This window comes from Rhizobium sp. AN5 (genome assembly GCF_900215255.1).
Taxonomy (GTDB): Bacteria; Pseudomonadota; Alphaproteobacteria; order Rhizobiales; family Rhizobiaceae; genus Agrobacterium; species Agrobacterium tumefaciens.
Genome location: NZ_OCMJ01000004.1, coordinates 2,024,615 through 2,039,729, shown reverse-complemented (window position 1 = coordinate 2,039,729; position 15,115 = coordinate 2,024,615). Strand labels below are relative to the sequence as shown.

Genomic DNA, 15,115 nt, shown 5'->3' with positions numbered 1-15,115 from the left:
CAGGCGGCAGAATAACAAAAAAGCCGCCTGAAAATTCGGGCGGCTTGGACTTTGTCTGAAGACATGACTGGTCAAGGCCGCGTAAAGCTGCTCCACCACCAGTTAGCAATGTTCATAGACACGATGTTCATGGGAAAATTGTTAGCCTGCACAATTCGCCTTGGCAAGCGGATTCCGGCGACGGAATGAACCTTACCGGCGCGAGTTGCGTTCCTGTCCTGCCGAAACAGTCAGGAGTGCCCCGGAAAATGCTTCATCGCCTGTGTCTTCTGATGACGAGTCTCGCCCTTATTTCCGCTTCCGAACCGTCGCCACAGGTGCCGGTGCCACAGCCGAAGCCTGGCGAACAGCAAGCACCTGCCACGACGGAAAAGCCGGCCGATAAGGGCGCGCAAACGCCCGAAGACACACCGAAACCGACCCCCAAACCGCAACCGCCTGAAGAAGGAAAATCTGGCGCGGAAGGGAAGGGTGCCGAGGAAAAGAAGAAAGACGACAAGGGGCAAAACGGCGGTGAGACGGTAGCTCCGGCTGGCGAAGCCACGAAACCCGAGGAAAAACCGCCGGAGCCTGTGAAGCCGGAAGACCCGGCAGAGCTTCAGGCCTGCCTTGGCGCATTGAAGGAAATCGGCGCGGAATTCAAAGAGCTCGAGCCGATCCGCGACGAAGAGCAGGGGTGCGGTATCGAGGCGCCGATCGAGCTTTCCGTGGTGCTGCCGGGCGTCAAGCTTGAACCATCTGGCACCATGCGCTGCGAAACCGCGCTTGCGCTATCGCGCTGGACAAAGGGGATGATGCTGCCGGCTGCGGCTCTCGCCCTGCCGGACAAAAAAGTAACGGCGATTGCCAATGCTTCGACCTATATTTGCCGCAACCGCAACAGTGCCGAAACCGGCAAGATTTCCGAACATGCAAAGGGCAATGCTGTCGATATTTCCACCATCGCCTTCGACAAGGGCGATCCGCTGGTGATGAAGCCGCGCGGCGAGGATGGAACGGTGGAAGGTGCGTTCCAGCGGACGATTACAGCCGCCGCCTGCCTGTTCTTCCGCACCGTTCTTTCCCCCGGCAGTGACGCGACCCATCAGGATCACCTGCATCTCGACGTGCTGGAGCGAAAGGGAGGTTATCTCTACTGCCGCTGATAAAAAAGGGGGCGACCCGAAGGCCGCCCCGACTGGAGATGATGTTCTGACCAGATTTAGAATTTCTGGGTCAGAGAGATTTTGAAGGTGCGGCCCGCTTCCGTATAGAAGTCGACAGGCTGGTTTACGGTGCTGACGGCGTTGGGATTGACGTCACGAACGCCGACGGCATTCCAGTATTGCTTGTCGAACAGGTTGTAGACGCCGGCCTGGATACGCAGGCCCTTGGTCTGTTCCGGTTCCCACCAGCCAGTCAGGTTGAAGATGCCGTAACCGGGTGCGTCGTAGGTTGTGGCCACCTTGTCATCACGCATATGCGAGGAGAATATGCCGGTGAATTCCGTGCCCCATGTCTCCTGTGCGTAGCCGACGCCGAGGACGGACTTGAACGGCGCCACCGTGCGGATGAATTCGTTGCTGTCGGTGTCTTTACCATAAGCATAAGCAAGCGACGCATGGGCGAAGAAGCCGTTTGCGAGTTCCTTGCGGACCTTGGCTTCTACACCGGAGATTTCAACATTGTTGCGGTTGCGATAGGTGAAGAGCGATCCGTTGCCCCTGCCGCCGAAGCCGGGGAACAGCGTTGTCGAGGTCGTGTATTGCTCGATGAAGTTCTTGTACTTGTTGTGGAACAGCGTCAGGCTCCCCGTCAGATCGCCGGATGCGTAATTGGCGCCGATTTCAAAGCCGTTGCTGGTTTCGGGGTTGAGCGCGGAGTTGCCGACCACGGCATAACCCGAGCTGATATTTGAGAAGTTCAGATAAAGCTCGTTGATGGTCGGAGCGCGATAGGCCATCGACCATTGCGCAAAGAGCTGCAATTCCGGCGTCACGTCGTAGGTGGCGAGCAGCTTCGGTGAGAAGCGCGAACCGCTATTGCCGCTTGGCAAGCCGAAGGTGTTGTAACCGCTGTTGCTGGATACCGAGCCATCCGGATCGTAATCGTAGGAATCGAAGCGCAGGCCGGGGGTCAGCCGGAAACCGTTTCCAAACGCGATTTCGTCATCGAGATAGAGGCCAAGGCTCTTGCCGCTCACGTCAGGCATGTCCGACTGTGACGATGAGGTCACTCCGCCTGTGTTGGCATAAAGCGCCTGACTGAAATCGGTTGTCATGGCGTTGCCGCCGAAGCGCACGGTGTGCTGCACGCCGCCGAGTTCGAAGCCGGATTCAAGGCCGCCGACGATGCCGAAAGCGCTGTTGCGCATGCTGTCTTCGCGGATATAGAGCGAGTTGTTGGTCAGCCGGTCGCCAGCGCCGGATTCCTTGGAGAGGCGCGTCCAGTAGAGCGACAGATTGGCCGCATCGATCAGGCTGTCTGTCGACGGCGCTTCATATTCGTAATCAAGCGATACGCGGTCGCGCTCCGTATCCTCGTAGCCGCTGTAGTCGCCAATACGGTAAGTCGATCCCGATACGCTGACGCCTTGCAGGGTTCGCATGTCGCTGCGATCTCTCAATGAATAACGCTCGGCCGTAAGCCCGATGCGGTGGCCGCCTTCCAGATCCTGGCGGATCTTGAACATCAGGTTGCTTTCGTAGGTATCTGCCGGGTTGGGCTTGGTGCGGCGGGTTCCGTAGACGTCGGCGAAGCCCTTATTGTCCGTTTCGTTGCCGCGCTTGTAGGAGCCCTGGAACAGAACCGAGGTGTTTTCGATCTTCTTTGCAACGGCGAGCGATCCGCCGACGCTTCTGTCCTCGCTGTCATAGGTGGTCTTGGCAACACCGCCCCAGTCCCTGCCTTCACCGATCAGGTCTTCCGGTTCAAGCGTGCGCAGAACGAGTGCGCCGCCAAGAGCGCCGGAACCGATGCGGCTGGAATCGGCGCCGCGCACCACGTCAACCGTGGAAAGCGATGAAAAATCGAAGCTCGAATTCGTATTGCTCAAGGTGGTGGTGGCCTGTCCCTGGCGGGCGAAATTCTCGAAGAAGGGAACGGGAATATTGTCGATCAGGGTCACCACGCGCGCGCCGCCGAGGCCGCGAATGAACAGGCCGCCGGGCCTGCCGGGCTTGGCATCCACATAATCAACGCCCGGCTCGGTGGAGTTTCCGAGGTCCTTGATGCTGCCGATGTCTTTCTTCCTGATGTCTTCCGCCGTCGTCTGGCTTGCAAGTGGTGTGTCGGCGGCTGCATTCGCGCTTTTGACGCGCTTGCCCTTGACCACGATCTTCTCCAGCGTGGTGGTGTCGTTCGTCTGCGAAGCGGCATTCTGCGATTGCGCAGGTCCTGCAAAGGGCAGAAGAGACATGGCAGTGCACAAAAGCAGCGCCGAATGTGTGCGCGAGATGGACATTAAATACCCCCGGATAGGCGCGCGCAGAAGCTATGGCGCGCAAAAACGCGCCGCGCTTGCTGTCGCGGCTGAAACTGTTTTGATTTGTTACGGGCAAGCCGATAGCTGAGGACTAAAAAACATGATCATAACTGTCAACATATTATATATGACTTTTATCATCATGTTTTAAAGCATAACGGTGCGTGGCAAAAATGTGACGCCCCGTGAGACTGCATCCATACCGGTGGAGAGGCCCGAAAACGCCCGGTTCCGGCCAAAGTCCCGACATTGACGCTTGCTAGGATATTCGCAGCCAGTTTAGATGGCGGAAGAATGCATGCTCCACAATATACAAAAAAGTAATCGGATACGGAAATGAAATCACTTGAACTGCTCGTCGAGCGGATCATTCTCTCCAGCCGCTGGCTGCTCGTCGTGTTTTATCTCGGGCTCGTCGCGGCGCTGGCGGTTTATGCATTTTCCTTCGTGCTGAAATTCCTGAAGGTCGCCAAAAACGTTTTCACTTATGACGAATCGGACATGATCCTCGCCATGCTCGGGCTGATCGATGCGGCACTGGTCGCGAGCCTTATCGTCATGGTGATGATCTCCGGCTACGAGAATTTCGTCAGCCGTTTCGATGAAGCGGATGACGAGGTTTCGTTTCTGGGCAAGCTTGATGCCGGCAGCCTGAAAATCAAGGTCGCATCGTCGATTGTGGCGATTTCGTCGATTCACCTGCTGCAGATATTCCTCAACGCCAGTCAGTATACGGATAGCCAGCTGATGTGGTTTACCATCATCCATCTGGCCTTTGTCGTCTCGGCGGTCATGCTCGGTTTCCTGGAGAAACTGATGGCCAAGCCGAAGGATAAACCCGAAAAACCGGCACTTTAGTCAAGGTGGTCCGCCCGATATGAAGGTTGCAACACTGTTTGCCCATGCCGCCTGGTCGTCGCTTCTGGGTGTCCTTCGCCCACCGCCGGGTGGCGCCTGAATGCCAAAGACGGAGCGCCAGGCCAGACTTTGCCGCGACCTTTCGGCTGCCATTGACAGACCCCAATGGCTGGCGGCGCTGCAGCAGGTGATGCAGGCGTTCGGTTATTCCTATGTGACCTTGCTGAAGCTGCCGAGCATTCGCAATGCTTATGCCCTGCCGATAGTGGTGGAAAGCAGCCTGCCGGTGTGGGTGGTGAATGCGATGACCCGGGACGGTGAACTTGCAGATTGTCCCGTCATAAAGCGCGGCGCTTCATCGATGATGCCGCAATACTGGTCTCTTGATGATAAGGACATCAACTCCGGCTCGCTGTTGGAAGTCTCAACCCTGCTGCGCGGCATGGGCATCACCTCCGGTCTTCTGGTGCCGGTGAATGGCATGGACGGAAACCGGCATCTGATGAATTTTGCAGGCGATTGCGATGTCCTGTCGCAGGGTTCGCTGAACGAGCTGTGCATGATCGCCCTTCACGCCCTGGAGGCCTATGACCGGCTTTGTCGTGCAGGCTCAAAACTCCCCTCTCCATTGACGAAGCGGGAACTCGACGTGGTTCGCTGGACTGCGCAGGGCAAGACCTCCGTAGAGATTGCCGAGCTTCTGTCCATCTCGGAGCACACCGTCAATACCTATATGAACAACGCCATTCGCAAGCTCGATTGCGTCAACCGCGCGCAGCTGGTGGCCAAGACAATACGCCTTGGCCTGATAAGCTGATTTTCATGCCGGTCCGAGCCGTTGCCTTACCTGTCGAGAACGGAGCGGAGTTCGACGAGGTTGGAGCGAACGCGCAGAACGTAAAATCCCATGGTGGCAAGGTGCGAGGGCATGATCCAACCGCTTTCGTCGCCGTTGGAAATGATTGCCGGCTGGATGCGTAGCGCCGCACGCGTCTGCCCCAGGGTGTCGTTCCACAGATTGGTCAGATTGCGTTCGCGAATAACCTGCGCGAAGTCCGCTCCGGCTGCGGACAGCACGCCGTAATAACCATAGAGCTGGCCATAGGCGAACCAGAAACGGTCGTCGGCGCGAGTGTCGAACCAGCCGCCATTATAGTTTTCCGAACGCTCGCGCAGAATGGCCGATGTCGAGCCGATATCGCCGGCAATGCGGTCGATGAACTGGATGAGGTTATCGGCGCGGGTATCGAAGACGGCCTTGCAGGCGGTCAGTTCACCGTTAAAGGCCTGGAAGCTGCGGATGGCGGCGCGATAGTAGCTGGGTGTGGGTGTTTTGGGGCCAAATGGATCGAGGCCGAAATACCAGGAATATTCGCTGAACTGCATGTTCCCGCGCGCTTCCTGAAGATTGTTGTTGATACCGGAGGTTCCGCGAACGCGACCGAGCGTGTCCACCAGTTCCACTGCGGTGCGGCGCACGGCCTGGTTCACGCCGCGCTGGAAGGACGCCTTGTTGTCCAGAAATGGCGTGCTGTCCCAATCCATGCCGAAAAGGCCGAGACGATAGAGTAGCATGGAGGAAATCCATGCATTCTGATTGACGTTGAAATCGGTAAGATCGGCGGCGGCATCGACGATAGCCGAGCGCTGGCATACCGGTGCGGAAGTGTTTGCGGCAGCACCGGTGGCGCCGGCGTCGGCCGTGGGTGTTGCAGCCGGCAATTCCTGCCCGGGCGGCACCGTGCGTTCGGCAAGCTTGTAACGGGAAATATAATCCGGGTCGAAATTCGTCCAGACCTGCGTTTGCCAGAAGAAGTATCCGTAAAAGCCGGCAAGAAGGATGAGTACCAGAGCGATCGGACCCTTGATGATCCAGTTGCGGTCGCGATACCAGCCGTGGGCGGCCATGAAAGGCCACAAAAGCCAGGCGACGACGAGACCGGCGGCCTTGCCGATGGCGTTGAAGGCTGCCTGAATCAAAGCGGTTATCCGGTCGATCATGTCGTCATAGTCTCCTCTGCCCGTGGGGCTGAACGCCGGAAGGAACAACCGCGGTCCGGCCATGCGCCTTTTGGCGCTTCGCAACAACCGCGGTCGTTTACTGTCTTCCAGATATGTCCCTACCCACCGGGATACAACATGATTGCGAAACTTTTCTCAACCTGCGGTCCGCGCGGGTCGTTCCCGTGTTCCGGAACTACGCGCGGAGCATGCATCGCCTGGACAAGGTGACAGGCGGTTACAGACCGAGCTTGGCAATTTCGGCGTCCAGCCGCTCCCGCGCCTTTTTCGGCAGCTTGCCGGTCTTTATGGCATCCAGATTGGCCGGTGCGGCATCGCCGACCACAACGAGGGCGACCATGCCCATGCCGAGATGCGGCGTGCATTTGACGACGTATGCGCCGTCCTTCTCGACGGTCAGTTTCACCGTCTCGTTCATCTTGCCCTTGAAGTCCGCAACACCCTCGGGAAGCATTTCCTTGACGGCAGCCGCATCATGACCCTTGTCGACGGGCACGAAGGAAATGACGTCGCCGACAGCTGCCTTGACGGTTGCCGGTTCAAAGACCATCGCCTGGCCATCGCTGCCCTTGTTGAGCATCTTCACCTCGATTTCGGCCGACAGGGCGGGAAAGGCAAGGAGGGCAGCAGCGATGGAAAGGCTGGCGATGGTGGCAGTTTTGTTGTGCATATTTTTTGCTCCTGAGAGAAAGCACATCCACGCGAATGTGTCCGCATGGTCTTAGCGCAGGAGCAGGGGAGCCATCCTTGCGAAAAATCAAATGCGGCAACCGGCCGCAGACGGTCAATCGCCCTTGACCGTTTCTACCCAGTGGCGGCGGCAGAAGGAGACGTATTTTTCGTTGCCGCCGACATCGATCTGCGCGCCTTCCTTGACCACATTTCCTTCATTGTCGAAACGGGCGACCATCGTCGCCTTGCGGCCGCAATGGCAGATGGTGCGGATTTCGCGAAGCTCGTCGGCAATGGCGAGCAGTTCCCTGGAGGCTGGGAAAAGCTTGCCCTGAAAATCCGTGCGCAGGCCGTAGGCCATCACGGGAATGTTCAACCGGTCGGCAATACCGGCAAGCTGCCAGACATGGTGTTCGGACAGGAAGTTGGCTTCATCGATGAAAACGCAGGCGACGGGCGCTTCGGCATGCAGGGCCTCCACTTCGGAGAAGATATCGGTGTTTCCGTCGAAGGTCCGTGCGTCGGACGACAGGCCGATACGCGACGCGACCCGGCCGAAGCCGGCCCGGTCGTCAAAGGCGGCCGTGAAAATCAATGTGCGCATGCCGCGCTCGTGATAATTATAGGATGCCTGTAACAACATGGTCGACTTGCCGGCGTTCATCGCCGCATAATTGAAATAGAGTTTTGCCATCGTCCACTCCCTGTACACCTTCGCGTCTTTTGACGGCGAAGGGTCGGGTTGAAAAGTGCCGCAACGGGAAAAACACAGATTTCCGCATCCCGCAGCTGTCCATATCGCTGACTAAAAGCCGGAGATTTTCATCGTCGTGTCGCAAACGGCGGGCCAAAGCACGCAAATGCACGCGAGTTGATTGTGTCCGGCAGATATTGATAATGGCAAGGGAACGAAAAAAGGGAGCAAGCGATGTTTGCAAATAGAAGTCTCTGTCTGGCTTTGGCCGCAGCAATCTCCGTCATGACGTTCAATGCGGCCGGCGCTGCGGAGCCGGCAAGTTGTGGCAAGGTTCGTTTTTCCGATGTGGGCTGGACCGACATCACTGCCACCACAGCGACTGCCACGGTGCTGCTGAAGAGCCTCGGTTATGAAACCGACGTCAAGCTTCTCTCGGTGCCCGTTACCTATACATCGCTGAAAAACAAGGACATCGACGTCTTCCTCGGCAACTGGATGCCGACCATGGAAGGCGATATCGCGCCTTACCGCGACGACAAGTCGGTTGAAACACTGCGTGAAAACCTGACCGGCGCGAAATACACGCTTGCGACCAATGCCAAGGGTGCTGAACTCGGCATCAAGGATTTCAAGGATATCGCGGCCCATAGCGGCGATCTCGGCGGCAAGATCTACGGCATCGAGCCCGGCAATGACGGCAACCGCCTGATCCTCGACATGGTCGCCAAGGACACCTTCGGGCTGAAGAGTTTCGAAGTGGTCGAATCCTCCGAACAGGGCATGCTGTCGCAGGTTGCCCGCGCGGGGAAATCCGGCGAACCGATCGTGTTCCTCGGCTGGGAACCGCATCCCATGAATACGAATTTCAAGCTGACCTATCTGACCGGCGGTGACGAGGTTTTCGGCCCCAATCTCGGCGGCGCGACGATCTACACCAATGTCCGCAAGGGTTACACCGAGGAATGCCCGAATGTCGGCGTCTTTCTCAAGAACCTGGAATTCTCCCTGCCCATGGAAAACGAGATCATGGGCAAGATCCTGAATGATGGCCTCGAGGGCGAAGCGGCGGCGACTGCCTGGCTGAAGGCCAACCCGGCTGCGATCGAACCCTGGCTTGCCAACGTCAAGACCAAGGATGGCAGCGCTGACGCCTTGCCCGCTGTCAAGAAGGCCCTGGGCCTCTAGTTTGCAGACAACGCATGTATCCGGCCTAACCTTGTAACAGGCCGGATACTGCAGGAATTACGATGTCCTTTGCATGGTCTCGGTCCGCGAATTTTTCTCGCATCCGGGGTCACGCGCCATCCCGGTGTCCGGCAATGCTGTTGCCGGCCGTCGTTTCTGCATTAGCGGCATTTCCGGTGAAACGGGATCACCTTCAATGCCTGTTCTTCTTATTTTTTTGCAATTCCGGACCCAAAACCGTTACGCATTTTTACTGGAATTGCTCTGGTTCACGAAAGGTCTTGTCTTACCGTGGAATGGCTCAGCGCTCCTGAAAACCGCCTGCCCGTCGGCCGATATGCCAAGGAGGCCATTGACTGGCTGACCGGCAATCTCGCTTTTTTCTTCGATTGGCTTTCTTTCATTTTCCAAAGCGTCATTAACGCCCTGCTTTACGTTTTGCAGGCGCCGCATCCGCTGGTCATCGTCGCGATTGTGACGGCTCTTTCGGCCTGGACGAGGCGGTCGGTTGGCATGCCGGTCTTCACGGCGCTTGGTCTGCTGTTCATCATCAATCTGGGGTACTGGAAGGCGACGACGGAAACGCTGGCGCTCGTTCTTGCCTCCAGCGCCGTCTGCATGGTCATCGGCATACCGCTTGGAATACTGGCGGCGCGGCGCAAGTGGATCTATGCCGGCATGCGCCCGGTGCTGGATCTGATGCAGACCATTCCGACCTTCGTCTATCTCATTCCGGCGCTAGTGCTGTTCGGCCTCGGCATGGTTCCCGGGCTTATCGCCACCGTCATCTTCGCCATTCCCGCGCCCGTGCGCCTGACCCGTCTCGGCATCGTTTCGACGCCGCCGGCACTGGTGGAAGCGGCCATCGCCTTCGGTGCCACGCCATCGCAGGTTCTGCGCAAGGTGGAGCTTCCCTTCGCTGCGCCGCAAATCATGGCGGGCCTTACCCAGACGATCATGCTTTCGCTTTCGATGGTGGTCATTTCCGCCCTCGTCGGCGCCAACGGCCTGGGGGTGCCGGTGGTACGCGCCTTGAACACCGTCAACATCGCCATGGGCTTCGAAGCGGGGTTGTGCATCGTCATATTGGCGATCGTTCTCGACCGACTTTTCCGCCTTCCCGGCACGGAGCATGATCTATGAGTGATGCAATCATCTTCGGAAATGTCGATATCGTCTTCGGCGACCGGCCCGAGGCGGCGCTGGCGCTGATCGACAAGGGCAGCACGCGTGACGAGATCAACGAGCAGACCGGACTGGTCCTCGGCGTTGCGAATGCCTCGCTTTCGGTCAATGAGGGCGAGATACTCGTGCTCATGGGGCTTTCGGGCTCCGGTAAATCGACGCTGCTCAGGGCCGTTAACGGTCTGGCGCCGGTGGTGCGCGGCAACGTCAGCGTGAAGACGGCGTCCGGTTTTGTCGATCCCTATCGGGCGACGGCGAAGGCGCTGCGCGATCTGCGCATGCATACGGTTTCGATGGTCTTCCAGCAATTCGGCCTTCTGCCATGGCGAAACGTTGCCGACAATGTCGGTTTCGGACTGGAGCTTTCCGGGACGCCGGAAGCCGAGCGCAAGCGCATGGTGGCCGAGCAGCTTGAGCTGGTGAACCTGTCCGCCTGGGCCGACCGCAAGGTGGGGGAGCTTTCCGGCGGCATGCAGCAGCGCGTGGGGCTGGCGCGCGCCTTCGCAACCGGAGCGCCCATTCTTTTGATGGACGAGCCGTTCTCGGCGCTCGACCCGCTCATCAGAAGCCGCCTGCAGGACGAACTTCTGGAGTTCCAGAGCCGGTTGAAGAAAACCATCCTCTTCGTCAGTCACGATCTGGACGAGGCATTCCGCATCGGCAACCGCATCGCCATGATGGAAGGCGGGCGCATCATCCAGTGCGGTACGCCGCAGCAGATCGTCAAGCAACCGGCTACGCAATATGTCGCGGATTTCGTGCAGAACATGAACCCGATCTCCATGCTGACCGCCGCGGACGTGATGAAGCCAGGCGTGGATGAACAAAACGGCCGGTTGAACGTGGCCGCCACCGCCCGTCCGACATCGCCGCTGATCGACATCCTTGATGCGCTCTCGAAACATTCCGGCGCGATCGGTGTTGTCGATAATGGCGCAATTATAGGCACGATTTCCGCAGACGAAATTGTGACAGGCCTTACTCGCCACCGAAAGAAATGAGAAACACTCGCATTGGTCGAGAAAACGAAAGGCCTTCCTCCCCGGAAGGCCTTTTTGTATTACCTAATGCTGGTATAAAGAAAAAGAATACCCAGGACATTATAAGTTATGCATTAAAATAATTACGAATAAAAAGCATATTGCAAACTTTGAGAAAATTGCGCAAAGTAAAACTAGATTCTGTACCTCCTTGCTAAATTTAAGGTGGTGTAAGGTAGTGGTCACGAAGCCAGACATTGGAAGACAAGATTTGCGTGCTCAATTTTTGATTGTTTTTTGCTCCAAATACTACTGAGAATGTAGCAGTTTGTTGCTAAAATGACGAAAAACAGGCAAAAGTCTGAAAATTTGATCAATATGTCTAGGTAAATGATCAATGAAGAATAGTCTTGGAGGGAGACACGATATAAGCAAGATTTAGGTATATACAACGTATCGACTGAATTATAAAAAACACCTTTTGGACCACCTATAATAGCCACCATGACGGTCTTTTCGACTGTCATCAGGAGACTTGAGCGTATGGATAACCAATCTCTGTCGGAACATAGCATCGCCGCTGCAGACTTGCTCTCAGCGATGGCGAATCCCAAGCGCCTGATGATCTTGTGCACGCTGGTGGATACGGAAGTGCCGGTCGGTGTTCTCGCCTCCCAAGTTGGTCTCAGCCAGTCCGCGCTCTCGCAACATCTTTCGAAATTGCGTGCCCAGCGGCTGGTGAAAACAAGACGGGATGCTCAGACCATCTATTATTCCAGCAATTCCGAATCCGTCAAAAAAATCCTCGCTTCCCTCGAGGAGATTTATTGCCAGGTTCAGAAGAGCAGCAAGACTGCTGCCGCCTGATATAACGGCCATCCCACGGCCCGGCGGTGCCATTCCGTTGAAACCGGCGCATGACGCCGGTTTTTTCTTTTTTGGTGTCTGGCTCGCATGTAATGCGGTGAAAAGGCGTCCGCGCCACTCAGGGCGAAGACGCAGCCTGTATCTGTTGCTTTAGCCGGCTTGCCGCAGCGGCATAGCCGCCGTCGGCACCATCGACGAAATGCATATGGTCCTTCGAAAGCGGGGAGGGCACGATACAGGTCATCAATGCGGCGTCCTGCTCGTGCAGGCCGAAATTGCAGGTGCCGGAGAGGCGCCCCAGCTCCAGCCGCGCACGGATCTTTTCGAGCCTCTCGGCGTCGATATCAACAGTCATTTTCAGGCCATCGTCGAATTTCCGGAAATCGGTGTTGCTGGCAACCGAGCGCCGATAGCGATCCGCATTAAATCGTCCGAGCGACAATCCCGTCATGCCTAGAAAATTCACGAGCAAGCTCTCGCCGAGAATGCGGAGCGAACGGCGCACCTTGCCCCAGCTATCGTGATAGGCCGCACCTGCCCTGGCTTCCAGACCGAGGCCTTCCCGAACGAAGCCCAGTTTCGGCCCATCCTCCGGCACGGGGTGGCCTTGTCTTGCGTCCTGCGTGGCCAGATCGACGAGATCGATGACCAGCTGCCGGAATGCCGGCATATCCCGTGAGGGTCCCGGCATGGCGATGATCGACACCACCTTGCCATGGGTTGCCGGAATGGGGTTCCAGCGGCATGAAAGGCCGGTCAGGTCCGGCCGCCCGCCTGTCGAAACCGTAGGCAGGGCATATTGCCCCTCCTTCATCCGCGCCTCGGCCCAGCTGTTGCCGCCGCCCGAAAACATGGCGTAGGAAACATCCTCGCTTGCCTGAAAGCGCGCGACGCGCACATCGAAGCCGTTGTTGCGTATGTCCTCCACCGGAACAAGCGCCACACGCATCGAAAGGTCGAGATCGTCCTTCACCCAGCGCTGCACGTTCGAAAGGGCGGTGCGCGCAAGGGGTATCCCGTTCGGTGGCACCGCAACGGCGGCTCCATCGCCACCGAACACGAAGGGCAGGTCGTGACGCCCGAGGCTGTTCGATATGCCTGAGATGACCGCAGCGCCCGCCATGTTGACGGACTTATATCTGCCGGTGCCGATCGCTCCTGTCGAATCGATGATATCGGCAATGGCCAACGCCCATCCCGGCGGCAGGGCGCGATAAAGCGCCGGGTCGGCCACGTCTTCGAAATGTCGGAAGACGGGCAGGCCCGTCAGAAATTCGTCATCTGCTGTTATCATACCGCCATTATCCTCCTGCGGCTACCAAACGCCAAGCGTTTACGCCGTTGCGCTCGCCCGTTTCGATGGCACGATCGAGGCTGGCCTGACGATAGATTTACCGCGAATAGACCTTATCCAGCAAAGGTGACTTGCATAAGCCATCAAACCTTCCGTATGAGTTGAAATGAAGGCTCGGAATTCAAAAATGGAACGGGTTTTCGCCGGGAGGCGTCCGCGAAGTTTCATTCGGTCGGCGCCCAAGGCGCTCATCGGGGCTGAGACCCCATTTCCAAGGAGACACCAGGATGAAACTGAAGACATTGACCAGCGTGACGCTTGCAGCGTCCTTCGCATTCGCACCGCTTGCCCATGCCGAAATCGTCATCGGCCTGATTGCGCCGCTTACCGGTCCCGTCGCCGCCTATGGCGACCAGGTCAAGAACGGCGCCCAGACGGCAGTCAATGAAATCAACAAGAAGGGCGGCATTCTCGGAGAGCAGGTCGTTCTGAAGCTTGCTGACGATGGCGGCGAGCCGAAGCAGGGTGTGTCGGCCGCAAACCAGCTGGTTGCCGAAGGCATCCATTTCGTCGTCGGTCCGGTTACCTCCGGCGTTGCCATTCCGGCATCGGACGTGTTTGCTGAAAACGGCGTCCTGATGATCACCCCCACGGCGACCTCGCCGGGCCTGACGAACCGTGGCCTTGCCAACGTTTTCCGCACTTGCGGTCGTGATGACCAGCAGGCAGAAGTTGCGGCGAAATACGTTCTTGCCAAGCTCAAGGACAAGAAGGTCGCCATCATTCACGACAAGGGCGCTTACGGTAAGGGTCTGGCGGATGCCTTCAAGACCACGCTGAATGCCGGTGGCGTTACTGAAGTTCTCTATGACGCGCTGACACCAGGCGAAAAGGATCTCGGCGCGCTGACGGCCCGCCTGAAGTCTGAAAATGTCGATATCGTCTATTTCGGCGGTTACCATCCGGAAGCCGGTCTTCTGGTGCGTCAGTTGAACGATATCGGCGCCAAGGCTGCCGTTATCGGCGGTGACGGCCTGTCGAACAGCGAGTTCTGGAACATCGGTGCCAAGGCTGGTGAAGGCACGATCTTCACCAACGCCTCCGACGCCCTGAAGAACGAGGATTCCAAGGCTGCTGCCGAAGCTCTAAAGGCCGCCAACATCCCTGCGGAAGCCTTCACCCTTAACGCTTACGCTGCCGTCGAAGTGCTGAAGGCCGGCATCGAGAAGGCTGGAAGCGCAAAGGATTCCGAAGCGGTCATCACGGCTCTGAAGAGCGGTGACGCTTTTGCCACGGCGATCGGCAAGGTCACCTATGGCGAGAGTGGCGACCTGTCGTCGCAGGCTTTCTCGCTTTACAAGTGGCAGGACGGCAAGATCGTCGCAGCCGAATAAGGATCAGGCGTACCGGCCGCATCCGTTGCGGCCGGTACCATCTCCGTTGCGTGACAAGGGGCAAGCAGAATGGGCAATGACTTGGACGCCCGGGATGCAAGCGCGGCGGGTGGGGAAAACCTTCCTCACATCGGCTTTGCGCGGATATTCCCGATTCTCAGAATTTTCGATGAGGCCAAGGCGCGGGAATTCTATGTTGATTTTCTCGGTTTCAAGGTCGACTGGGAACACCGCTTCGGCGAAAACTTCCCGCTCTACATGCAGGTTTCGCGGGCCGGAATGGGGCTTCACCTCAGCGGCCATCACGGCGACGCGACGCCGGGCTCCAATATCTTCGCCACCATGCACGGCGTGCATGCCTTCCAAAAAGAGCTGGCGGGCAAAGACTACCGCTTCCTGAAGCCTGGTGTCGAAGAATTGCCCTGGGGCAATGTCATGGAAGTCATCGATCCATTCGGCAACCGTATCCGTTTCTGTGAGCAGAAAAGCGAGGGGTGA

At 57.7% G+C, this 15,115-nt stretch carries 14 protein-coding genes; 9 read left to right on the top strand and 5 right to left on the bottom strand.

Annotation, left to right across the window (positions count from 1 at the left end):
* Window positions 1-248: 248 nt before the first annotated feature.
* Entirely contained in the window at window positions 249-1,145 is an 897-nt protein-coding gene (locus tag CRP02_RS22685) for an extensin family protein (RefSeq protein WP_097172355.1), read from the top strand.
* 56 nt (window positions 1,146-1,201) lie between these two features.
* On the opposite strand, the gene CRP02_RS22680 is transcribed toward CRP02_RS22685, so the two are convergent.
* Window positions 1,202-3,442 carry a TonB-dependent hemoglobin/transferrin/lactoferrin family receptor gene (locus CRP02_RS22680; protein WP_097172354.1) on the bottom strand — a complete coding sequence of 747 codons (2,241 nt, stop codon included), beginning with the start codon at window positions 3,440-3,442 and terminating at the stop codon, window positions 1,202-1,204.
* A gap of 357 nt (window positions 3,443-3,799) precedes the next feature.
* On the opposite strand from CRP02_RS22680, the gene CRP02_RS22675 reads away from it, so the two are divergent.
* Window positions 3,800-4,321: a TIGR00645 family protein gene (locus tag CRP02_RS22675; protein WP_013636634.1), complete on the top strand. Its 522-nt coding sequence runs from the start codon at window positions 3,800-3,802 to the stop codon at window positions 4,319-4,321.
* Window positions 4,322-4,421: 100 nt separating this feature from the next.
* A complete protein-coding gene (locus CRP02_RS22670; protein ID WP_097172353.1) occupies window positions 4,422-5,138 on the top strand; it encodes a helix-turn-helix transcriptional regulator in 717 nt (238 codons plus the stop codon).
* Between the two features lie 26 nt (window positions 5,139-5,164).
* Here CRP02_RS22670 and CRP02_RS22665 read toward each other — a convergent pair whose 3' ends face one another.
* The 3 genes from CRP02_RS22665 to CRP02_RS22655 form a co-directional block, all read right to left on the bottom strand.
* Entirely contained in the window at window positions 5,165-6,322 is a 1,158-nt protein-coding gene (locus tag CRP02_RS22665) for a DUF2333 family protein (RefSeq protein ID WP_097172352.1), read from the bottom strand.
* Window positions 6,323-6,560: 238 nt separating this feature from the next.
* On the bottom strand, window positions 6,561-7,013 hold the full coding sequence (locus CRP02_RS22660) for a pseudoazurin (protein ID WP_097172351.1): 453 nt from the start codon (window positions 7,011-7,013) through the stop codon (window positions 6,561-6,563).
* A 114-nt stretch (window positions 7,014-7,127) separates the two neighbouring features.
* A complete protein-coding gene (locus CRP02_RS22655; RefSeq protein WP_097172350.1) occupies window positions 7,128-7,709 on the bottom strand; it encodes a thymidine kinase in 582 nt (193 codons plus the stop codon).
* A gap of 234 nt (window positions 7,710-7,943) precedes the next feature.
* Between CRP02_RS22655 and CRP02_RS22650 the strand changes: the two genes are divergently transcribed.
* The 4 genes from CRP02_RS22650 (at window position 7,944) to CRP02_RS22630 (ending at window position 11,929) form a co-directional block, all read left to right on the top strand.
* Window positions 7,944-8,897: a choline ABC transporter substrate-binding protein gene (locus CRP02_RS22650; RefSeq protein ID WP_097172349.1), complete on the top strand. Its 954-nt coding sequence runs from the start codon at window positions 7,944-7,946 to the stop codon at window positions 8,895-8,897.
* Between the two features lie 291 nt (window positions 8,898-9,188).
* Window positions 9,189-10,040 (top strand): choline ABC transporter permease subunit, encoded by an 852-nt coding sequence (gene choW / locus CRP02_RS22645; RefSeq protein ID WP_097172348.1) that lies wholly within the window; start codon window positions 9,189-9,191, stop codon window positions 10,038-10,040.
* Complete coding sequence (gene choV / locus CRP02_RS22640) at window positions 10,037-11,083, top strand: choline ABC transporter ATP-binding protein (RefSeq protein WP_003513591.1); 1,047 nt, start codon at window positions 10,037-10,039, stop codon at window positions 11,081-11,083. The genes choW and choV overlap by 4 nt, the downstream gene beginning before the upstream one ends.
* Before the next feature lie 522 nt (window positions 11,084-11,605).
* A complete protein-coding gene (locus tag CRP02_RS22630; protein ID WP_003513586.1) occupies window positions 11,606-11,929 on the top strand; it encodes an ArsR/SmtB family transcription factor in 324 nt (107 codons plus the stop codon).
* Between the two features lie 118 nt (window positions 11,930-12,047).
* On the opposite strand, the gene CRP02_RS22625 is transcribed toward CRP02_RS22630, so the two are convergent.
* Window positions 12,048-13,223, bottom strand: coding sequence for a DUF3095 domain-containing protein (locus tag CRP02_RS22625; protein ID WP_097172347.1), 1,176 nt, complete (start codon window positions 13,221-13,223; stop codon window positions 12,048-12,050).
* 287 nt (window positions 13,224-13,510) lie between these two features.
* On the opposite strand from CRP02_RS22625, the gene CRP02_RS22620 reads away from it, so the two are divergent.
* Window positions 13,511-14,617, top strand: a complete 1,107-nt coding sequence (locus CRP02_RS22620) for a branched-chain amino acid ABC transporter substrate-binding protein (RefSeq protein WP_065662206.1) — start codon at window positions 13,511-13,513, stop codon at window positions 14,615-14,617.
* 69 nt (window positions 14,618-14,686) lie between these two features.
* Window positions 14,687-15,115, top strand: coding sequence for a glyoxalase superfamily protein (locus tag CRP02_RS22615; RefSeq protein WP_097172346.1), 429 nt, complete (start codon window positions 14,687-14,689; stop codon window positions 15,113-15,115).